This window comes from Corynebacterium sp. ACRPS, from assembly GCF_022346005.1.
Classification (GTDB): Bacteria; Actinomycetota; Actinomycetes; order Mycobacteriales; family Mycobacteriaceae; genus Corynebacterium.
Genome location: NZ_JAKRMY010000005.1, coordinates 34562 through 55128, shown reverse-complemented (window position 1 = coordinate 55128; position 20567 = coordinate 34562). Strand labels below are relative to the sequence as shown.

Below are 20567 nucleotides of genomic sequence, written 5' to 3'. Positions count from 1 at the left end.
CACACGGAGGATTTCATGACTGAGAAGAAGAAGCTTTTTGATTCCCTGAAGGAAGCCGGCGCGTCTGCGTTGAATACCGCCAAGGATTTCGGCGGCCGCCTGCAGGAAGAGCGCGAGAACCAGGGTGCGCAGGGCGCAGGTGCGCAGGTCTCCCAAGGCGATAAGGAGGGCATGCTGGATAAGGCCACCACTACCGCCAAGCAGTGGGGCGCGTCCATTAAGAAGGCCGCGGAAGAAACCCGCGAGTCGGAGGCTTTCTCTGAGGCCAAGGGCAAGTTCGCGGATGCGTACCAGGAAACCCGTGAGGGCGTGAAGGACGCGTATGGCTATGCCCAGGAGCGCGTGAACGAGAAGAAGAACGCGCCCAAGAATGGTAATTCCGCTGCTGCGGACAAGGACGATAATATTATCGATGGCGAAGTTATCGATACCGACGAACCCACGAATTAATCTGCATGTACGTTTTAATTGATATTGCCTATAAGTTTCCCATCTACTTTTTCCAGGCCCTGACCATTGCTGCCATCATCGGGGCTGTCCTCGCCGCATCTACGCGCGAGGACGCGTTTCGGGCCGGCGACCGCAAGGGTAAATGGGTATGGGTAGGCCTGCTTGCGGGATCGGCGGTTGCGATGGCTACCGGCCTGCAATTTTTGGCGTGGATTGGCACGGTCATCACCGGCATTTATTGGTTTGATGTGCGCCCGCAGCTCAAGGCCATCATCAACGGCGACTACAGCTACTAAGCATGAAAAATCTCCTGCACGCTTCCGCCGCCGAGGTCAGGGAGCAGGCCGCTGGGCAGCATGTGCTGGTCTCGCCGCACCACGTTACGGTGGCGGCGGCCGCCGAGCCGGCGGGAATTATCGCCGTGGCGGGCTATCCCACCGGCCGGCACCACACGCTCATCAAGGCCTCTGAGGCCCGCCTGGCCATCCAGTCCGGCGCGGACGAGGTGTGGGTCAGCGTTGATGCCACGCTTGCCGATGCCACCCCTATCCTCTCCGAGCTCGTCGCCATCCGCGAGGCTTGCCCGGACCCGGCCCGCGTGGGCCTCATCCTGCCGGAGGCGGAACCGGCGCGGTCCCTCGCAGAAACCGCCGCCGCCCAGGCCGGTTTTCACAAGATCGTCATAGAAAAAGGCAGCGAGCTGTCCAGCTCGCTGCCCGTCGTAGAATTTCCCACCGCCTAAGTCGCTCCCTAGGTCGACACTCCCTAGGTCGACACTCCCTAGGTCGACACTCCCTAGGTCGGCCGCTTCTGCGGCCGACCCCGCCCTAGGACGACGCTGTTAGGCGGCCTTCTTCTGCTCGCCGCTTTCGCCGGAAAAGTGGTCCATATCGTTCATCGGGACATCGGTGCCGGTGATGGTCAGCGTGAGCTTGCCATCGCCCACGTCCACGGATTCGACCTGCATCTCATTGGCAACGAGCTGTTCAGACATGCCGTCTTGCAGGGCATCAGAAATGGCGCTGGTGGCTTGCTCAGGCAGCGAGAGGCCAAAGATGGAGGCCTCGGTGGCATTAATCTCCAGCTTGCCGTCTTGGGCGCTGGGCTTGAGCGAAAGGCTGGCCAAGCCACCGCCGAATTTCACCTCTAGCTCGTCGCTCTGGTCATTTGCGGTGATTTCAGTGACCACCATATTCCCAATGGTTTCGCTGCCAGATTGGTCTGAGATTCCTTTTTGGAAGCTAGCCAGCAGGTAGTCATCCGGAACGGTGGTGGTGGCGCGGAGGAAACCGGCCACGGGGTTATCAGCATCCGTCGTCATATCTTCCACGTGGATTTCAGAGGCGGGTTGCCCCTTGATTTGGGAGCCTTCGATCTGCAGGGTCGATGGCGTGGTCATATCCATCTGGGAAATCGAGCCGCGCATAAGCCCAAAGAGTAAGGGGCTGCCGCCGAAGCTTACCGAGGGATCCTCCGTGACCTCGATGCCTTCTTCTTTGGCGCTATTTTTAAACTCCTCGGTCATCTGATTACCAATGAACCAGCGCAGGCCAAACTCGGCGATGAGGATTAAAACAAGCAGCGCTACGAGGACGCCTACGACAATTTTCCAAGCGAGCGATCCGCCCGATTTCTTTGCAGCCATGACTACCAGTGTGGCGCATGAGGCGGCCGGTGGCAATGTGTGCTGGATATTAGCGGGGCGCGATGCTCTCCCAGCTCACAGTGAGCGTATTATCGCGCAGCCGGCGGCGGGGAGGCTGGAGGTTGAAGGGGGCATCGGCAAGCAGGGCCTGCGCCATGCGCCATCGCACCCGCGGGCCGTGCGGGGCCCACCCGGCGGCGCGATTCCAGGCCCTGTCGGCAGCCTGCAGGAGCTCGTGAATGGGCTCGCCGGGCACGTTGCGGTGGATGAGCACCTTGGGCAGGCGCTCGGCCACATCGGAGGGGCGGGCCACGTCGAAGGGATCCCACGCGAGCGTCAGCGTCTTCGGACCATGCTGATCGAGCAGGATCCACGCCGCGCGTCGGCCCAGCTCATCGCAGGTGCCCTCCACGAAGAACCCACCGGGGGCCAAGCGCGAGCACACCGTCTGCCAGGCCTCCGCAACCTGGTCCACATCGTATTGGCGCAGGACATTAAAGGCGCGCACCACCTGCGGCCGGTAGCCCGCCAGCTCAAATCCGCCCAGCTCAAAGCGCACGCCATCGCGCGGCGGCAGCACCCGGTCCGGGTGGATTTCTAGCCCGCGCACATCCACGCGGGGATTGATGCGGCGCAGCCACCGCGCCCATTCCACGGTGGTGGTATGGGAGGCGCCATAGCCCACGTCGAGGGCGAGCGGGGTGCGCACGTGGCGCAACAGCGCCGAGATTTCCGGGTGCGCCACCATCCACCTATCGCAGCGCCGCAGCCGGTTGTAGTTGGTGGTGCCGCGGGTAATAACGCCAAAAGGCCGACCCGCTGCTGCGCTGGCGCGCAGGTTATGAGCGTGGTCGGCCATGGGAATCGGTGGATTCTAAGGTTGGGAGTGCCTTAGAAGTTTTCAGAAATCCACTGTTCGGTCAGCTTGCCCTCGTTATCAAAGAGCTCTGCCAGGGATTCGCCCACCTTCGGCTCGATGGCTGCGCCCATCATCGGGATCTTGACGGAGATCTCGTTGGTGTAGGTCAGCTTGGTCATCTCGCCCTCGCCGGCCAGGGAAATCTCGCCCTTGAAGTCCACCGGGGTGCCCTTGACGTCTGCGGTGTAGTTGACGTCAGCGGCCTGGCCGTTGAGCTCGCCCACGGTGACCACGCGCTTGACCTTGAGGTCCTGCGAGACCATGGCGCGCACAGCCTCTGGCAAGAGGGTGGTCGGCAGGACCTCGTAGAGCGTTGCTACGTTATCGGAGAAATCGTGAACCTGGCCTGCCTCCGGGGAAAGATTTTCCACGATGTACTCCCAGTATCCCTGGGTAAGCAGCGCCTTGTGAACCATGTCGATAGGCTGATTGATGGTTACGGTGTTTTCACTACGAGTTGACATGCTTAACAGACTACCTTGGTATACGTGCTTGATAAATTTTTGACGCAACAACTCACAGCAATCGACGGCGTAGACGTGGATCCCACGGCGAGCTTTGCCGATCTCACCACCTTGCGCGTGGGGGGAAAGCCACAGGTCACGTTGCGTTGTTCGCGGCCTGAAGCGGCAGTTGCGGCCCTGCGGTACCTCGAGAAAGAAAAAGTTCCTTTCATCGTGGTTGGCGGCGGCTCTAACCTGCTGGTTTCTGATGGCGAGGTAGACGTGGTCGCCGTTGTCCTGGACTTTGCCGCGGTGGACATGGATACCGAGTCCGGCCTCGTGCGCGCCCAAGCCGGCGCGGTATGGGACGAGGTCGTGGCGGAATCCGTCGCCCAGTCCCTGGGCGGAATCGAGTGCCTGTCCGGCATTCCCGGCACGGTGGGCGCGGTGCCCGTGCAAAACGTGGGTGCCTATGGCGCCGAGATTTCTGAGGTCTTGACCCGCGTGCGCCTGTATAACCTGCGCACCGATGCCGATGAGTGGGTTCCCGTCTCCGATCTCGATCTGGCCTACCGCTATTCCAACCTGAAATTCACGGGCCGCGCGGTGGTGCTCGAGGTCGAATTGCAATTGACCACGGATGGGCTCTCTCGCCCCCTGCGCTTTGGGCAGCTTACCGATGCCCCCGGCGAGCGCCGCCCCGTCGCCCAGGTCCGCGAGGAGGTCCTCGCCCTGCGCCGCGGCAAGGGCATGGTACTCGATGCCGCCGACCACGACACCTGGTCCGCAGGCTCCTTCTTCACCAACCCCGTGGTCGAATCCAGCGTCGCCGACGCCATCCAGGACAAGGTGCGCGCCACGCTTGGCGATGCCCCCGCCGACCGCATGCCCCGCCACCCCGTCGCCACCGCACAGGGCGAATCGTCCCCGCACGAGAAGCTCTCGGCCGCCTGGCTTATCGATAACGCCGGCTTCACAAAGGGCTACCCCGGCTCCGGCCCGGCAACGCTTTCCACCAAGCACACCCTGGCGTTGACCAACCGCGGCACCGCGAGCGCCGCTGATATCGTCGCGCTAGCCCGCACTATCCGCGATGGCGTCCGCGAGGCTTTCGGCGTCGAGCTCGTGCCCGAGCCCGTGTGGCTGGGCCTATCCATGGACGAGGATTAGGCCGCGCCTTTCGGCGCGACGGGGCATCGGCCACTAAGTTCGCGCCGGGTTTTAGGCCTGCGCGCACATAAAAACGTCCAAAACAACCGCGTTCTTCTAAAACTCGCCCTCATTTTTGGCGAAACGCGGTTGTTTTGGACGTAAGTGTCGCTTGCAGGCAGCACTGGCAGCGCGAGCAGGCAGCGCAAAGCCGCCCCGGCGCTGCGGTCGGCGCATCTTAGGCAGCCATGACCTCGAGCCACTCCGGCTTGGCGTCTAAGAACTTGCGGGCCGCATCCTGTGCGCCCTTCAAGCTGTGGTGCGCACCCCAGCCGCACTGCTCTTCGTTGGCGGCGGGAACCTCGGTGGCGGTAAGAATATCGTTCAGCGCACCCTCAACGGCGCGCAGCAATTCATCCTGCTCCATGCCGTTGGTGATGGCGTAGAAGCCGGTGCGGCAGCCCATAGGAGCAAAGCCGATGAGCTTATCGGTGTAGTTGCGCATAAAGTTGGCCATCATGTGCTCCACGGAGTGCAGCGCCTCCGTGTCCAGGTGTTCCTTATTGGGCTGGCAGAAGCGCAGGTCGTACTTGATAATCTCCACGCCGCCGCCCAAATCGGTGCGGTCAGCCACGCGGATATAAGGCGCGCTGACGAGGCGGTGGTCGAGCTCGAAGGACTTGACGTTAATCTTTTCTTGGTTCTGTTCAGTCATACTCCCCAGCCTAATCGCTGCGAGTGTCACTTCACAGAATAGATTCTTAGGCCGCATACGCTGCGTAACTATGAGTGCCTTGGACGATGCCCCCGCAACCGGCAGCAAGCAAGCCCGGAAGCAGACTGCCCAACAGCAAAAGATCGTGCCAAGCACCGTTACCACCCTGGTCACCGTGGAAAGCCCCGCCGCCGATGTCGATCCGTGGGCGCGCGGCAACCGCCTGCGCAAGGACAGCTGGGGTCTGGTAATGCGACGCGTGTGGGCTGATTTCTTCCACGATGCCTTAATGGACCGCGCCGCCGCGATGACCTACTTCACCCTCATGGCCTTCGCGCCCACTGTCCTAGCGGCATATTCTATTGCCACGCTGGTCTTTTCTTCGCGCCGGGGCGAAGTGGAGGCGTTGACCACGCAGTTCATCGAAACGTACGTGCCCCGTTCCATGGCGGAAGAGGCCGGAAATATCGTCAGCTCCATTATCGGTTCCACGCGGGAGGGCACGTTTGCGCTGGTGGTCTCCGTCCTGATTTCACTCTTCGCCGCCTCGGCGTATGTGCGTGCCTTCTCACGCACCGCCAATACTGTCTACGGCCGGGTGGAGGGACGCGGCACCATCCGCACATGGGCGTTGATGTGGGCCATTACCGTGGTCCTCGTCATCGGCGCGGTGGTGGTGCTGTGCGCCAATTTATTGCGCGATACCGTCGTGGACAGCGTCATCGAACCCGTGGCACTCCGCCTAGGGTTGCACGGAACCGTGGACTTTTTCGGCGGCATTTTTATGCCGGTGTGGAATTGGCTGCGCTTTCCCATAACTGTCGTGGTGGCGCTGGCGCTTATTGCCGTGTGGTACCACTTTGCGCCGAACGTTCGGCCCAGCCGTTTTCGCTGGATCACCTTGGGCTCGGTGGTAGCGCTAGTGACGAATCTGGTGGTGTGGGGCGCATTTTCCCTCTACATCAAGTACCTGGCCGGGGTGAGCATTTACGGGGCATTCGGTACGGTCATGGCGGTATTCATGACCGTTTGGCTGTCCAATACGATGCTGATCTTGGGCATCAAGATCGATGCGGAGGTCCTGCGTGCCAAGGAGCTGCAACTTGGATTGCACGCAGAGCGCTATATTCAAGCCCCGCCGCGCTCCGAATTCGCGGCGCAGCAGCAGGTTCGGGCGAAGAAGAAACTAGAAGAGCGCTCGGGGCGCATCTTTGCCGATGCCGCCCGCGGCGGGCAGTAGCCCCTCATCGGGGAGTAGCTCCCACCGGGACGTAGCCCGCGCCGGGACACCACCGCTGCCGAGGATTAGCGGGAGGACACTTCCGCTACCAAGATTTCCTGCACCTGGCGCCGGCGCAGCTTGCCCAGCTGATCGGTGGGCAATTCTTCTTGCACCACGAAATGGCGCGGGACCTTATAGCGCGCCAAGAGGCCGCGGCAGTGCTCGCGCAGCGCTTCCGCGTCGAAGGTGGCGCCGGGGTGGAGCACCAGGCAGGCGGCGACATCCTCGGAACCATCGGCGCGCGGGACGCCGGCCACCGCGGCTTGGCTTATCGCGGGGTGGCTCAACAATGCATGTTCCACCTCGCTGGGAAAGACGTTAAAGCCACCGGTGATGATGACCTCTTTAATCCTGCCCACCAGCCGGAAATGGCCATCGGCTTCGCGCACCCCCATATCGCCGGTGCGCAGCCAATCGCCGTGGAATGCCTCCTGCGTGGCGGCGGGATTATTGAGGTAGCCCGCAAAAACCTGGGGCCCGCGGGCAAGGATCTCACCGGGCGTGCCATCGGGTTGGCTGCGGTCAAGGTCAGCGGGATCCCCGATGCGCAAGTCGGTATCGGCAAGCGGCTTGCCGATGGTCCCCACGCGCCGACCCTCACCAAGCGGGTTAATGGTCAGCACGGGGGAGGCCTCGGTAAGCCCGTAGCCCTCGACGAGCATGCCGCCGGTGCGGTCTTGCCAGGGCTCGATGATGCGCGCGGGCAGCGATGCCGCGCCGGAAATGGCGTAGCGCACCCCGCCCAGGTCTGTGGCCTGCTCGGCGGCCTGTTCGGCGGCCGCCCCGGAGGCAGATTCTGCCGCCAGCTCGCCCATGGCGCGCTCATAAATGGTGGGAACGCCCGGCATCCAGGTCGGCCGGCGCTGTGCCAAGGCGCTGACCACGGCCGCTGGGCGCGGGGCGGGCAGCAGGATGATCTCGGCGGCACAGCGCACCGCGAGCAAGACGCTCATGGTCAATCCATAAGAGTGGAACATCGGCAGCGTGGCGAGGAAACGCTCGTGGCCCGGGCGCAGATCGGCCTGGGCTTCCAATTGGATACAGTTCGCGGCGAGGTTGCCGTGCGTGAGCACCACGCCCTTGGGCTGGCCGGTGGTGCCGGAGGTGTAGAGGATGAGGGCGGCATCGGCAAGCGCGGCCTGGCGGTGCGGAACCGGGGCACCGGAGAGGGGAAAGGGCTCCTCCAAGGACACGGGGATCACCGTGCTGGCCAGGCCATCGACCACGGCAGCGACCTCATCCCAGACCAGGGCGATGCGGGCGCCGTGGTGGGCAAAGAGCGGGGCCAACTCGTGGGCGGTGTACTGAGGGTTGTGTTCGACTACGACCGCGCCTAGGCGCAGCACCGCGAAAAAGGCAATGAGGTGCTGCGGGGAGTTGGGCAAGACCAGCGCTACCCGGTCGCCGGGGCGGATTCCCATCTCCCGCAGGGCGCCGGCGGCAGCGGCGATGCGGGTATCCAGCTCCGCGTAGCTCAGGGTCTCGCCCGCGAAAAAGGTGGCGGGACGGTGGGGGAAGTTGGCTACGGCGGTGGCGAGGAAATCCGTCAGCGTGGCGTCGTACTCGAGGTCTGACATGATGGTTAATACTAAGCCTTCTGTTTGAGGAGATCGAGGAGATCCTGCTGCACCATGCGGCGGCGGACCTTGCCCAGCTGGTCCGAAGCCAGCTCCTCAAAGTGGTAGAAGGTGCGCGGAACCTTGTAGCGGGTCAGGCGCTCGCGGCAGAAGGATTTGAGGCCTTCTGGGTCCAAGACGGCGCCATCGCGCAGGATGAGACAGGCGACGACGTCCTCGGAGCCATCCTTGCGCGGGCGGCCCACCACGGCGACCTCCTTGACATCTGGGTGCTTGCGCACCACCTCTTCGACTTCGGCCGGGTAGACGTTAAAGCCGCCGGTGATGATGATTTCCTTGATGCGGCTAACCAGCTTGACCCAGCCGTCCTCATCCATGGTGGCCATATCGCCGGTGCGGAACCAGCCGTTGTGGAAGGACTCCTCGGTGGCCTTTTCGTTATTGAAATAGCCCTGGAAAATCTGCGGCCCGCGAGCCAGCATCTCGCCCGGCTCGCCATCTGGCTGGGTTTCATCGAGGTTATCCGGGTTGCCAATGCGCACCTCGGTATCGGGAAAGGGCAGGCCCACATAGCCCGGGCGGCGGTTGCCGTTCATGGGGTTACCAATAAGCACGGGGGAGGTCTCGGTCATGCCGAAGCCCTCCACGAGGCGGCCGCCGGTCATGGATTCCCAGCGCTCCATCACGTCAACCGGCAGGGTAGCGGCGCCGGAGAAGGCGTTGCTGATGCCGGTAAGATCCACGCCTTTTTCCTCGGCGGCGTCCATGATCTTCTCGTATAACGTGGGCACGCCCGGTAGCCAGGTGGGGGTGTGCTTCTTAACGATGTCCATGATGAGCGGCATCTGCGGGGATGGAACCAAGATGAGCTCAGCGCCGAAGTAGATGCTGAGTACGCACAGCGTGGTCATGCCGTAGGCGTGGAAGAGCGGCAAGGCAGCGAGGAAGCGCTGCTCGGTGGCGTCCATATTCGTCAGCCAGGCCTCGCCCTGCACGCAGTTGGAGATGAGGTTGCCGTGCGAAAGCAGCGCGCCCTTGGGCTTGCCTGTGGTGCCGGAGGTGTAGAGGATAAGCGCGATATCGTCCTGCGTGACCTTGGCAATCTCGAGGTCCTTGCCGTCGCCGCCGATGGCAGAACCGATAAGCGTGGACCAGGCCACGGTATTCGGGGCCGCGCCGGTTAGCTGCTCGCGCTTGGCGGCCAGCGGCGGCAGGGGAATCCGGAGCGCGAGGCGCTTGAGCGGTGGCATCGCGTCGATCATGTTGACGGACACGATGGTCTCTAGCGGGGTAGTGGCGCGAAGCTTTTCCAAGGTGGCAGCGGTTTTATCCCAGGCGATGGCCACGCGCGCGCCGTGGTATTGGAAAAGTCCCTCGAGTTCGTGGGCGGTGTAGAGGGGATTGTGCTCCACCGCGGTGGCCCCCAGCAGCTGGATGGCATAAAACGCCACCACGTGTTGGGGGCAGTTGGGCAAGACGATGGCGACCCTATCGCCAGGCCGGATGCCAAAGGCCTTAAGGCCCGCGGCGGCTGCGCGCACCTGGGCGTCTAGCTCCGCGTAGTTCTGCGTATTGCCGAAGAAGTAGGTCGCGGACTTATTCGCATTGATGCGCAGGTTATTGACGTAGTAGTCAACGATGGTTTTATCGCCGTAATCAAGCGTGGCGGGGGTCCAGTCGCTGTAGTGCTTAATCCAGGCCCGGGATTCGTATGCGGACACGCGCTGCCCTTTCGTTTGCTAAAGAAAAATATTACAAAGGGCGAGTATACCCAGAACGTGAGGAAATCCTCTAGTTTTCTTCGAGTGTCAGCAAAAAACGCTTGATATCCAGGCCACCGGCATAGCCGCCGAGCGTTCCATCGCTGCGCAGCACGCGGTGGCAGGGCCGAATAATTGGCAGGGGATTGGCACCGCAGGCGGTGCCGACCGCCCGGGTAGCGGCGGGGCGCCCCACGGCGGCGGCGAGCTCGCCATAGCTTGAGACCTCGCCGTAGCCAATGGAGTCGAGTTGCGCGTGAATTTGCGCGCGGAATTCGGTCGTCGGCACCGGGTTGAGCGGCAGGTCAAACTCACGGCGGCGCCCAGCGAAATACTCCGCGAGCTGCTCTTGCGCCGCATCTAGGATGTCTGCACCGCGCTTGTCGATGCCCCCGTGTACTCCGCCGCTCACCTCGCCGCGAACCTTATTGGTTTCGCGGTGTCCCTTGCTGGTTCCGTCGCGACCCAACTGGATCGCGACGAAGTCAACGCGGGACAGCCCGTCTGCATCCGCGGTGAGCAGCAGCGGGCCGATGGGGGTATCGATGGTGCGCAGCATGGTGGTGGGAACTCTAGGTGTTTTAGGAGTTCTTCTCCGCTTCGAGGCGGTTGATGAGGTCTTCTTGTACCTCACGGCGGCGGATCTTGCCCATTTGGTCCTTGGCCAGTTCTTCGAAGTGGTAGAAGGTGCGCGGGACCTTGTAGCGGGTCAGGCGCTCGCGGCAGTACTCCTTGAGGCCTTCGGGGTCGAGCGCGGCGCCATCGGCAAGATCGAGGCAGGCCACGACGTCTTCGGAGCCGTCCTCGCGCGGGCGGCCCACGACAGCGGCGTCGTCGACGCTGGGGTGCTCGCGCAGGATTTCTTCGACCTCGCCCGGGTAGACGTTGAAGCCGCCGGTGATGATGATTTCCTTGATGCGGCTGACCAGGCGGATGAAGCCGTCTTCTTCCATGATGCCCATGTCACCGGTGCGGAACCAGTCACCGTGGAAGGCGGCATCGGTGGCTTCTTGGTTGTTGAGGTAGCCCTTGAAAATCTGCGGGCCGCGGGCCAGCACCTCGCCCTCGACGCCGTCTGGCTGGGTCTCATCCAGGTTATCGGGGTTGGCGATGCGCACCTCGGTATCCGGGAAGGGAATGCCCACGTAGCCGGGGCGGCGGTCGGTGCTCATGGGGTTGCCCACGATAATGGGGGAGCACTCGGTAAGCCCGTAGCCTTCCACGAGTAAGCCGCCGGTGGCGTTTTCCCACTTATTGACGGTTTCAGAAGGCAGGGTGGATGCGCCAGAGAAGGCCGCGCGCACGCCCTTGATGGGTACTTCTTGCTCCTCGGCGGCTTTGACGATGCGCTCGTACAAGGTAGGAACGCCCGGGACCCAGGTCGGGGTGTGCTTCTTCATCAGCTGCATGATGAGCGGGATCTGCGGCACGGGGAGGATGACCAATTCGCCGCCGATAAGCTGTGCCAAGGTGACGTTCATGGTCAGGCCATACGCGTGGAAGAAGGGTAGGGCGGCGAGCATGCGCTCTGGCTTATCACCCAGGCCCGGGACCCACGCCTTGCCCTGCAGCAGGTTGGATACGAGGTTGCCGTGCGAGAGCATCGCGCCCTTGGGCGCACCGGTCGTACCGGAGGTGTACATCACCAGCGCGACGGTGTCCTTATCAATGTCCTCCGGCGTCTTAATATCGCTGCCGTTGCCACCGATGGCATCGCCAATCAGCGCCTCCCACGGCACGGTATTCGGCGCTGGGGCGGAAAGCTGCTCGCGCTTGGCCTTGAGCGGGGGAAGCGGCAGGCGCAGTGCGGCGCGCTGCAGGGTGGGCATGGCGTTGATCATGTTGATGGACACGACCGTTTCCAGGTTGGTGGTAGCCCGCAGCTTCTCCAGGGTGGGGGCGGCCTTGTCCCAAGCGATGGCGATGCGCGCGCCGTGATCCTGGAAGAGGCCCTCGAGCTCGTGGGCGGTATAAAGCGGGTTGTGCAGCACAACCTGGGCGCCGAGCTTCAAGATGGCATAAAAGGCCGCAATGTACTGCGGGCTATTAGGGGCAACGATGGCTACGCGGTCACCGGGGCGCACGCCGAAGGCCTTCAAGCCGGCTGCGGCGGCGCGCACTTGGCGGTCCAGCTCGGAATAGTTTTGGCTGCGTCCAAAGAAATACGTGGCTGACTTATCGCCATTGACCTTGAGGTTGTTGTCATACAGGTCTAACAGGGTGGTGTTGCCATAGTCGAGGCTATGCGGCGTCCACTCCGGGTAATACTGGAGCCATGCCTTTGATTCATAAGCGGACAATGCGTGACCTTTCGGTAGCGTAGGTTATTGGCAGGGGCTAGTATAGCGCCGCTAAGATGGGTCACCATGCGCATCGCCATGATTTCTATGCATACCTCCCCCATTGAGCAGCCTGGCTCCGGGGATGCCGGCGGAATGAATGTCTACGTTTTAAATATTGCCTGCCAATTAGCCCAGCTTGGCGTCGAGGTCGATGTCTATACCCGCGCTACCCGCCCGAGCCACAAAGAAATCGTGGAAGTGGCCCCCAACCTGCGGGTGATCAACATTGTGGCAGGCCCCTTTGAGGGGCTAGAAAAAGAAGATTTACCCACGCAGCTCGCGGCCTTTTCCGGCGGCGTGGTGCAATTTGCCAAGTGGCAGGGCAAAAAATATGACCTTATTCACTCCCACTACTGGCTTTCTGGCCAGGTGGGGTGGTTGCTGCGCGATCTCTGGGGAATCCCCTTAGTCCACACCGCCCATACCTTGGCCGCGGTGAAAAACGCCTACCGCACCGCAGAGGACACCGTGGAATCGGAGGCGCGGCGCATCTGCGAGCAGCAATTGGTGGATAACGCAGACCTCCTCGTGGTCAATACCGATCAGGAAGCCCGCGACCTAGCCGAGCATTACGATGCTGACCGCGACATCATCCGCGTAGTCTCCCCAGGCGCCGACGTGGGCCTTTTCACCCCAGGCACCGACCGCAACACTGAGCGTTCCCGCCGCGAGCTGGGCATCCCGTTGCATACCAAGGTCGTAGCCTTTGTGGGGCGGCTACAGAAATTCAAGGGGCCCGAAGTCCTTATCCGCACCGCCGCCGAGTTGTGCCACCGCGAGCCCACCCGCGATTTTCGGGTGCTGATCTGCGGCGGGCCATCCGGGGCCAATGCCTCGCCGGAGGCGTATAGGGAATTGGCGCGGGAGTTGGGCGTCCAAAAGCGCGTGCGCTTTTTAGGCCCCCGCCCGCCCGAGGAGCTGGTGGGGGTGTACCGCGCCGCGGATATCGTGGCGGTGCCCAGCTACAACGAGTCCTTTGGCTTGGTGGCGCTCGAGGCCCAGGCCTCTGGTACGCCGGTCGTCGCCGCGGCCGTGGGCGGGCTGCCCATCGCCGTCGTCGATGGCGAGACCGGGCTGCTGGTGCCATCCCACGAGCCGAAGGAGTGGGCGGATTACTTGACCCAGCTGCTTGATGATGACCCCCGACGCATCGCCATGGGCGAGGCCGCCGTCGCGCACGCCGCGCGCTTTAGCTGGACCAACACGGCCCGCGAGCTGACGGAGATTTATGCCGAAGCCCAGCAGATTCCCGTGCCCGACTGCCACCAACGCCGGGCGATGGGAGACTAGCTTCACTGACGCGCCGGGCGGTTTCGTGGCATGCTGGAGGCATGACTAACGGAAAACTGATTCTTCTTCGCCACGGCCAATCCACCTGGAATGAATCCAACCAATTTACCGGTTGGGTCGATGTTGATCTGACAGAAAAGGGCGAGGCAGAGGCCAAGCGCGGCGGCGAGCTGCTCGCGCAAGAGGGCATCCTGCCTAACGTGCTGTACACCTCGTTGCTGCGCCGCGCCATCCGCACCGCCAATATCGCGCTGGACGCGGCTGACCGCCACTGGATCCCGGTCATCCGTGACTGGCGCCTCAACGAGCGCCACTACGGTGCGCTGCAGGGCCTGAACAAGGCTGAGACCAAGGAAGAATACGGCGAGGACCAGTTCATGGCATGGCGCCGTTCCTATGACACGCGCCCGCCCGAGCTTGCCGATGACGCCGAGTACTCCCAGGCCAACGACCCCCGCTACGCGGACCTGGACAAGGTCCCGCAGACGGAGTGCCTGAAGGACGTTGTCGAGCGCTTCGTGCCTTACTTCGAGGAAGAGATCCTGCCACGTGCCAAGAAGGGCGAATCCGTCATGATCGCAGCGCACGGCAACTCCCTGCGCGCGTTGGTCAAGCACCTCGATGGCATTTCCGATGATGACATCGCAGGCCTGAATATCCCGACCGGCATCCCGCTGGTTTACGAGATTGCGGAGGATGGCTCCGTGGTCAACGAAGGCGGCACCTACCTGGATCCAGAGGCCGCCGAGGCCGGGGCCGCTGCCGTTGCCGCGCAGGGTGGCAAGTAACCCACTGCTGCATATAAGTCCCCGGGGAGGTACTCCCTGGGGACTTTCTAATGATTAGGCTTAATGACGTGGAATTAATTTTTGTCTTTCTCGCGGGCGTGCTCGTCTGCGCGGTGGCGCTGCCGTTAATTTCGCGGGTGCGCGAGCGCATGGCACGCCGCCAGCGCGCCAGCGATGCCCAGGCAAATCAGGTCACCACCGTGAGCCAAGGCCTACATCTTGCGGTTCAGGGCTCTCCCACGGCGCTGATGGTGCTCGATAGGAACCAGGAAATCATTCTGTCCAATCCCGCGGCGCACGAGATGTCCGTGGTCCACGATCGCGCCGTCAATCCGGAAATCTGGAAGACAGCGGAGCAGGTCTTTGAGGATAAGGAAACCCGCACCGTGGACTTGGCCATCCCCAAGCGTCGCACCGGGCACCGCGTCACGCAGGTGAGGGCCGTTATCAAGCCGCTGACGCTGAACGATGGCCGCTTCATCATCATCTACGGCACCGATGAGAGCGAAAACGTGCGCATGGAATCCGCGCGCCGTGACTTCGTGGCTAATGTCTCCCACGAGCTGAAAACCCCGGTGGGTGGCATCGCGTTGCTGGCAGAGGCCCTACTGCAAGACCCCGAGGACCCGGAGCACGTGAAGTACTTCGGTACCAAGGTGCAAAAAGAGGCCAACCGCATGGCGGATATGGTCAGCGAGCTGATTTCCCTGTCCAAGCTGCAGGGCGCCGAAGCGCTGCCGGAGATGGAACCGCTTTTTATAGACGATCTCATTGACGAGGCGATTTCGCGCAACCAGCTCGCCGCAGACGCGCGTTCCATTAGGTTGACCCAAGGGCCGTCCGAAGGCGTGCAGGTCATGGGCGACCGTTCCCTCCTCGTAACCGCGTTATCCAACCTCATTTCCAACGCGATTAATTATTCGCCGGAGGAATTGCCGGTCTCCGTCTCGCAGAAAGTAGTGGGAGAGGACGTCGTGCTGATCCGGGTGACAGATCGTGGCATCGGCATCCCGCCGGAGGATCAAAAGCGCGTCTTCGAGCGCTTTTTCCGCGTTGACCAAGCCCGGTCGCGGCAGACTGGAGGCACTGGCCTAGGATTAGCAATTGTCAAACACGTGGTGGCCAACCACGGGGGCAATATCAAGCTGTGGTCGCGGCCTGGCACGGGCTCTACTTTTACCATCGAGTTACCCATATATAAGGAAGAGAAGCCAGCGCACGAGGCTGACTTGCAGGATAATGAAGACAAGGATTCCGTCGATGCGGCGGCTCCTGGGCTTCAGCGTGCGGTAGCACGCGTAGCAGCACGTCGAAAGGATAAAGCACAATGACCACCATTCTCATCGTGGAAGATGAAGAGTCGCTGGCCGATCCGCTGGCATTCTTACTCCGCAAGGAAGGCTTCGAGCCGATTATCGCCCTCGATGGCCCATCCGCGCTGGAGAAATTCGCCGACAATGACATCGACATCGTGCTGCTTGACCTCATGCTGCCCGGCATGTCCGGCACCGACGTGTGCAAGCAGTTGCGCGCCACCTCCTCCGTGCCGGTCATTATGGTCACCGCGCGCGATGCGGAAATCGATAAGGTCGTGGGACTCGAGCTGGGCGCGGACGATTACGTCACCAAACCGTATTCCTCCCGCGAGCTTATCGCCCGCATCCGCGCCGTGCTGCGCCGCGGCAACGATCAGTCCTCCCACGCGGACGCCGCGGAGGGCGCCGAGGTAGAAGACCAGCAGATCTTATCCGGCGGCCGCGTGAAGATGGATGTGGAGCGTCACATCGTCACCGTGGCGGACGAGCCGGTGGCCATGCCGCTCAAGGAGTTTGACCTGCTGGAATACCTCCTGCGCAACGCCGGGCGCGTGCTGACCCGCGGCCAGCTCATTGACCGCATCTGGGGTGCGGATTACGTGGGCGATACCAAGACGCTCGACGTGCACATCAAGCGCCTGCGCACCAAGATTGAGGAGCACCCCTCCCGCCCGAAGCACCTGGTAACGGTGCGCGGACTGGGCTATAAATTCGAGCTCTAACGCCGGTCAGCGCTTTAGTACCAGCCGGCCTTGATGCTGGCTGGGTGCTGGGTAAGCTTTACGCCGTGCTCAGCGGCTTCTGCGCGGGCACAGCATTGTTGAGCCAAAATATCGTAGCTTTCGCGCCCCATGAGCGCGACGAGCTCGTCCTCGTGCGATTGCCACATCGGCAACGGATTGGCGTGGCAGGCGCCATCGGTAGAGCAGTACCAATCAAAGTCTTCGCCGCCATTGCCCCAGCCACGGCGGTCATATTCGCCGATGGTGGTGCGCAAAATTTCCTGCCCATCGGGACGTTCTTCATAATCCTCGTAGCGCCGCAGCGGCAGCTGCCAGCACACCTCCGGCTTGACCACGGTGAGCTCCTCGCCGCTATCTACGGCCCATTGGTGCAGTGCGCAGCCCGTGCTCGTTTCCCAGCCGGCGCGGTTGGCAAAGATGCAGGCGCCATCCACGATGGGCGTTTTCAGCGCCGGTTCCGGTTCGCCGTCCTCGCCATCGAGCTCGTCCCATTCCAACCAGGGCTCTAGCTCATCGGTGTTTTCTTGCGCCAGGAACTCATCTACCCCCGCTGGGCGCAGCTGCCAGTAGCGCGCGGGCATGCGAGAGACGGCATCGTAAAGCTGGTCGCGGTCTTGTTCATCGGCCATATATGCACCGTGCACGCAGCAGCCCACATCGGGCTGGCTCTTATCGATGCCCCGGCACGCCGACGTGCCAAATTGGCAGCTGTAGTGCGATTCCACCCACGTGAGATCGATGGAAAAGACGTGGTAAGGGTCGTTTGGGTTGGTAAATTCGAACCACTCCCGCGGAAAATCTGGGGCCTCTTCGTGCCCGGCTTTAATGGATGCCGCCGCTGGCGAGCTCGCGGGAAAACCTAGGTAAACGGTGTCAGATTTTGGGCGATTCACACCTAACCACGGTAGACCTACTACGCTATGGGTGTGCGATTAGGTGTATTAGACGTCGGAAGTAATACCGTCCACCTCGTTGCGGTCGATGCCGCAATGGGGGGACGGCCTACTCCGATGAGCGATTGGAAGACCCCACTCCGGCTGGTAGAACAGCTGGATAAGAAGGGAAACATCCACGAAAAGGGCCTGAAAAAGCTCGTTTCCGCCGTGGGTGAGGCAAGTGAGCTGGGTGACAAACTCGGGTGCTCCGAATTCATCGCCTTCGCGACCTCCGCGGTCCGCTCTGCCCCTAACTCTGAAGAGGTACTCGATGAGGTGGAAAAGCAGACCGGCGTGCGCCTACAGATCCTCTCGGGCGTGGAGGAAGCACAGCTTACCTTCCTCGCTGCCCGCCGCTGGTACGGCTGGTCCGCCGGGCGCATCACCAACTTGGACATCGGCGGTGGCTCCCTAGAGCTATCCACCGGTACCGATGAACACCCTGACCTTGCTTTCTCGCTCGATCTGGGCGCAGGGCGGCTGACCCACAACTGGTTCGATACCGATCCGCCGGAGAAAAAGAAGGTCAGTGCGCTGCGCGATTTCATCGATGCGGAGCTCGAGGATGCCGTCACACAGATGAAGGCGATGGGTCCTGCCGGCCTGGCCGTGGGTACCTCGAAAACCTTCCGTACCCTCTCGCGCCTTACCGGCGCGGCACCCTCGTCTGCAGGGCCATACGTCAAGCGCACATTGACCGCGCCGGGCCTGCGCCAGTTGATTTCATTCATCACGCGCATGACTGCAGCAGACAGAGCGGACCTCGAGGGTGTAAGTTCGAACCGATCGCACCAAATCGTCGCCGGCGCTTTGGTTGCCGAGGCAAGCATGCGAGCTCTGGGAATCGAGAAGTTGGAAATCTGCCCATGGGCGCTGCGCGAAGGTGTTATTTTGCGCCGGACCGACAAGGGATTGGAATAGGAAGAGATCATGGCTGACGAAAAACAGTTGACCGTGGCCGAGCTGCTGGCTCGCAATAAGAAGGACCGCACGGATAAAGACGAGAAGACCTCTCGCCGTCGTCGGCGGAGCCTCGATGAGGGCGGCGTAACCGTTGCCGAGCTCACCGGCAGCCTGAAGAAGGTAAAGTCCACCCCGCCTGAGGCGAAGCACACCAACGTATCCATCGACGATGACGCCCCTGTCATCCGCGCGCCGAAGTCCAAGGACGAACAGTCCGCTGAGAAAAACGCCACGACGAAGCCGACCAGCTCCAAACCAGCTGGTTCCAAGCCTGCCGGGGCTAAGCCTGCTGGCGCCAAGTCCGCCGAGACCAAGTCCGGCGATGCCAAGTCTGTTGCAGGCAAGCCAGCTGCGGGACAGGCGGGCATCGGCAAGCCTGCGCAAAGCAAGCAATCTCAGTCCCCATCCGCCGCTCCTAAGCCGGCCGCAGAGAAGCCTTCCGCTGGTACCCCCACCGCGTCCCCTTCGCCGAAGAAGAACGGAAAGCCGAGTGAGCCGACCGCTTCTCCCAAGCCTGCGGCGGGGTCTGCCTCCCAGCCGACGGCCAAGCCTGCCCCGGCGCAGAAGGCAAACGCGCAGGAGGCAAAGAAGCCTGCGCAGTCGGTGCCGGAGGACAAGGCGAGCGCAAAGGACGGCGAGAAGAAGTCCCATCAGCCATCCGCGGATGACACGGCGGTAATGCAGCGCATCGGGAAGTCGCAGGCCTCGCAAGACAAGCGCAAGGACGCCGCTGATACCGCTGAATCCGGCGCCAAGGAAGCCAAGGAAAAAGCTAGCGCTGCTGGCGCTGCCGGGGCAGGCGCTGCTGCAGCCATCGCAGCGGGCGCCAAGGCCGGCGCGAAGACCGCAGCAGACACCAAGGACGCTGGAACCAAGGGCAAGGCTGCCGCGCCTGAGCAGAAGCCTGCGGCGGCTGCGAAGAAGTCTGACGATACCGGCGAGCTGTCTCAGGTGCGGGACGAGGAAGTCACCGAAGAGCACGAGAAGCTCAACCCCATGTCCATCCTCATCATGGTGGTCGTGGGCATCGTCTTGGCCATCGTCATCTTCAAGGGCTTTGAAGTGCTCTGGGATAACTTCCCGCGCGTCGTCGTATCTATCTTGGCACTCGGCGTGACCGCAATTATGGCTGGCGTTACGCATGCGCTGCGCACGGCCCGCGATGGGTTCTCCATGTTCCTTGCAGGCATTACCGGCCTCATATTGACGTTCGGACCACTGCTTTTGGTCATGCTCTAAACCAGCGAATTGCTGAGAACCACCCGGCTGCCTCCTTCGTGGAGGTAGCCGGGTGGCGTTATTTTTGGCATTGTGGAGACTATGACAAAGATTGCAATTTTAGGTGGAGGACAAATCGGTGAGGCTTTGACCTCGGGTCTTGTGGAATCGGGCTTCAATGCTTCCGATATCACGGTGACCAACCGCACGGCCTCTCGCGGTGAAGAGCTCAAGAGCAACTACGGCGTCAACGTCACGACGGATAACGCTGAGGCGGTGGACGGCGCGGATTATATCTTCGCCTCCGTCAAGCCTTATGCCATCCTGGACCTGCTGGGCGAGATTAACCCAGCTAAGGACGCCGTGGTGGTCTCTATGGCCGCAGGGCTGACGCTGGAGGCCCTGCAGGCTGCTGCGGGCGACGGCGTGCCGGTTGTGCGCGTTATGCCCAATACGCCGATGCTGGTGCGCCGCGGCATGTGCACCTGCGCCGCCGGCGAGCACGTCACTGAGGCCCAGATGCAGGGCGTGACGGAGCTGCTCGAGGCCGTGGGTGAGGTCGCGGTCATTCCGGAGAAGAACATCGACGCCGCGACAGCCCTGGCTGGTTCCTCGCCGGCCTACTTCTTCCTTGTGGCAGAGGCGCTTGTCGATGCCGGCGTGCAGCTCGGCCTTCCCCGCGATATCGCCGAAAAGCTCGCCGCCCAGGCAGCTGCCGGCTCCGGCGATATGTTGGCCAACTCCGGCCGCTCGGCAACGCAGCTGCGTGCGGGCGTGACCTCGCCAGGCGGCACCACCGCCGCGGCCGTGCGCGAGCTGGAAGAGTCCGGCCTGCGCGGTGCGTTCTACCGCGCCGCCCAAGCCTGCTCCGATAAGGCTAAGGAGCTGGGCTAAGAGCCCACCTAATGCGGCCCCGTTCCCCGTGGTGGGGGTGTAGGTACCTCTCACCACTCAGGGGCCGTACGGGAGCCATGGGGTGGTTGTTACGCAGCGCTTTTGGCGGTGAACTGAACAACTGCTGTGAAAAAATTT

Annotated in this window: 21 protein-coding genes; 12 read left to right on the top strand and 9 right to left on the bottom strand. The window is 62.4% G+C overall.

What is annotated here, in order from left to right; translation table 11 throughout:
• Positions 1–15 precede the first annotated feature (15 nt).
• The 3 genes from MHX65_RS04095 to MHX65_RS04085 are packed head-to-tail and all read left to right on the top strand — an operon-like array spanning position 16 to position 1192.
• Positions 16–450, top strand: coding sequence for a CGLAU_01105 family protein (locus MHX65_RS04095; protein WP_239268872.1), 435 nt, complete (start codon positions 16–18; stop codon positions 448–450).
• Between the two features lie 5 nt (positions 451–455).
• A complete protein-coding gene (locus tag MHX65_RS04090; RefSeq protein WP_023030027.1) occupies positions 456–746 on the top strand; it encodes a DUF2516 family protein in 291 nt (96 codons plus the stop codon).
• A 2-nt stretch (positions 747–748) separates the two neighbouring features.
• A complete protein-coding gene (locus MHX65_RS04085) occupies positions 749–1192 on the top strand; it encodes a deoxyribose-phosphate aldolase (protein ID WP_239268870.1) in 444 nt (147 codons plus the stop codon).
• Between the two features lie 99 nt (positions 1193–1291).
• On the opposite strand, the gene MHX65_RS04080 is transcribed toward MHX65_RS04085, so the two are convergent.
• The 3 genes from MHX65_RS04080 to MHX65_RS04070 are packed head-to-tail and all read right to left on the bottom strand — an operon-like array spanning position 1292 to position 3478.
• Entirely contained in the window at positions 1292–2095 is an 804-nt protein-coding gene (locus MHX65_RS04080; protein WP_023030029.1) for an LmeA family phospholipid-binding protein, read from the bottom strand.
• Positions 2096–2144: 49 nt separating this feature from the next.
• Positions 2145–2954 (bottom strand): class I SAM-dependent methyltransferase, encoded by an 810-nt coding sequence (locus tag MHX65_RS04075; RefSeq protein ID WP_239268868.1) that lies wholly within the window; start codon positions 2952–2954, stop codon positions 2145–2147.
• 32 nt (positions 2955–2986) lie between these two features.
• The gene (locus MHX65_RS04070; protein ID WP_237799399.1) at positions 2987–3478 is read right to left on the bottom strand and encodes a DUF2505 domain-containing protein; all 492 of its coding nucleotides are present in this window, start codon (positions 3476–3478) and stop codon (positions 2987–2989) included.
• 24 nt (positions 3479–3502) lie between these two features.
• On the opposite strand from MHX65_RS04070, the gene MHX65_RS04065 reads away from it, so the two are divergent.
• Positions 3503–4627, top strand: a complete 1125-nt coding sequence (locus tag MHX65_RS04065) for a UDP-N-acetylmuramate dehydrogenase (protein ID WP_239268866.1) — start codon at positions 3503–3505, stop codon at positions 4625–4627.
• Between the two features lie 217 nt (positions 4628–4844).
• Here MHX65_RS04065 and MHX65_RS04060 read toward each other — a convergent pair whose 3' ends face one another.
• Positions 4845–5321, bottom strand: a complete 477-nt coding sequence (locus tag MHX65_RS04060; RefSeq protein ID WP_023025084.1) for an S-ribosylhomocysteine lyase — start codon at positions 5319–5321, stop codon at positions 4845–4847.
• A gap of 70 nt (positions 5322–5391) precedes the next feature.
• Between MHX65_RS04060 and MHX65_RS04055 the strand changes: the two genes are divergently transcribed.
• A complete protein-coding gene (locus tag MHX65_RS04055) occupies positions 5392–6561 on the top strand; it encodes a YihY/virulence factor BrkB family protein (protein WP_239268864.1) in 1170 nt (389 codons plus the stop codon).
• A 65-nt stretch (positions 6562–6626) separates the two neighbouring features.
• Here the strand turns inward: MHX65_RS04055 and MHX65_RS04050 are convergent, their stop codons facing one another.
• The 4 genes from MHX65_RS04050 to MHX65_RS04035 all read right to left on the bottom strand — a co-directional run bounded on the left by MHX65_RS04050 (position 6627) and on the right by MHX65_RS04035 (position 12240).
• Positions 6627–8180, bottom strand: a complete 1554-nt coding sequence (locus MHX65_RS04050; protein ID WP_239268862.1) for an AMP-binding protein — start codon at positions 8178–8180, stop codon at positions 6627–6629.
• An 11-nt stretch (positions 8181–8191) separates the two neighbouring features.
• Positions 8192–9901, bottom strand: a complete 1710-nt coding sequence (locus MHX65_RS04045; RefSeq protein ID WP_239268860.1) for a long-chain-fatty-acid--CoA ligase — start codon at positions 9899–9901, stop codon at positions 8192–8194.
• Between the two features lie 70 nt (positions 9902–9971).
• On the bottom strand, positions 9972–10499 hold the full coding sequence (locus MHX65_RS04040) for a methylated-DNA--[protein]-cysteine S-methyltransferase (RefSeq protein WP_239268858.1): 528 nt from the start codon (positions 10497–10499) through the stop codon (positions 9972–9974).
• Between the two features lie 22 nt (positions 10500–10521).
• Complete coding sequence (locus MHX65_RS04035) at positions 10522–12240, bottom strand: long-chain-fatty-acid--CoA ligase (protein ID WP_239268856.1); 1719 nt, start codon at positions 12238–12240, stop codon at positions 10522–10524.
• Between the two features lie 66 nt (positions 12241–12306).
• Here MHX65_RS04035 and mshA point away from each other — a divergent pair, with 66 nt between their 5' ends.
• From mshA to MHX65_RS04015, 4 genes are all read left to right on the top strand, one after another.
• Positions 12307–13572: a D-inositol-3-phosphate glycosyltransferase gene (mshA, locus tag MHX65_RS04030; RefSeq protein WP_239268854.1), complete on the top strand. Its 1266-nt coding sequence runs from the start codon at positions 12307–12309 to the stop codon at positions 13570–13572.
• Between the two features lie 41 nt (positions 13573–13613).
• The gene (locus tag MHX65_RS04025) at positions 13614–14360 is read left to right on the top strand and encodes a phosphoglyceromutase (protein WP_005276632.1); all 747 of its coding nucleotides are present in this window, start codon (positions 13614–13616) and stop codon (positions 14358–14360) included.
• 68 nt (positions 14361–14428) lie between these two features.
• Positions 14429–15691, top strand: a complete 1263-nt coding sequence (locus MHX65_RS04020; RefSeq protein WP_370657784.1) for a sensor histidine kinase — start codon at positions 14429–14431, stop codon at positions 15689–15691.
• Positions 15688–16398: a response regulator transcription factor gene (locus MHX65_RS04015; RefSeq protein ID WP_239268850.1), complete on the top strand. Its 711-nt coding sequence runs from the start codon at positions 15688–15690 to the stop codon at positions 16396–16398. The genes MHX65_RS04020 and MHX65_RS04015 overlap by 4 nt, the downstream gene beginning before the upstream one ends.
• A gap of 14 nt (positions 16399–16412) precedes the next feature.
• Here the strand turns inward: MHX65_RS04015 and MHX65_RS04010 are convergent, their stop codons facing one another.
• Entirely contained in the window at positions 16413–17312 is a 900-nt protein-coding gene (locus MHX65_RS04010; protein WP_239268848.1) for a hypothetical protein, read from the bottom strand.
• 33 nt (positions 17313–17345) lie between these two features.
• Between MHX65_RS04010 and MHX65_RS04005 the strand changes: the two genes are divergently transcribed.
• The 3 genes from MHX65_RS04005 to proC all read left to right on the top strand — a co-directional run bounded on the left by MHX65_RS04005 (position 17346) and on the right by proC (position 20429).
• Complete coding sequence (locus tag MHX65_RS04005; RefSeq protein ID WP_198010509.1) at positions 17346–18275, top strand: Ppx/GppA phosphatase family protein; 930 nt, start codon at positions 17346–17348, stop codon at positions 18273–18275.
• Between the two features lie 9 nt (positions 18276–18284).
• Positions 18285–19556, top strand: a complete 1272-nt coding sequence (locus tag MHX65_RS04000) for a tripartite tricarboxylate transporter TctB family protein (protein WP_239268846.1) — start codon at positions 18285–18287, stop codon at positions 19554–19556.
• Between the two features lie 81 nt (positions 19557–19637).
• The gene (gene proC / locus MHX65_RS03995; protein ID WP_239268844.1) at positions 19638–20429 is read left to right on the top strand and encodes a pyrroline-5-carboxylate reductase; all 792 of its coding nucleotides are present in this window, start codon (positions 19638–19640) and stop codon (positions 20427–20429) included.
• The last annotated feature ends 138 nt before the right edge of the window (positions 20430–20567 follow it).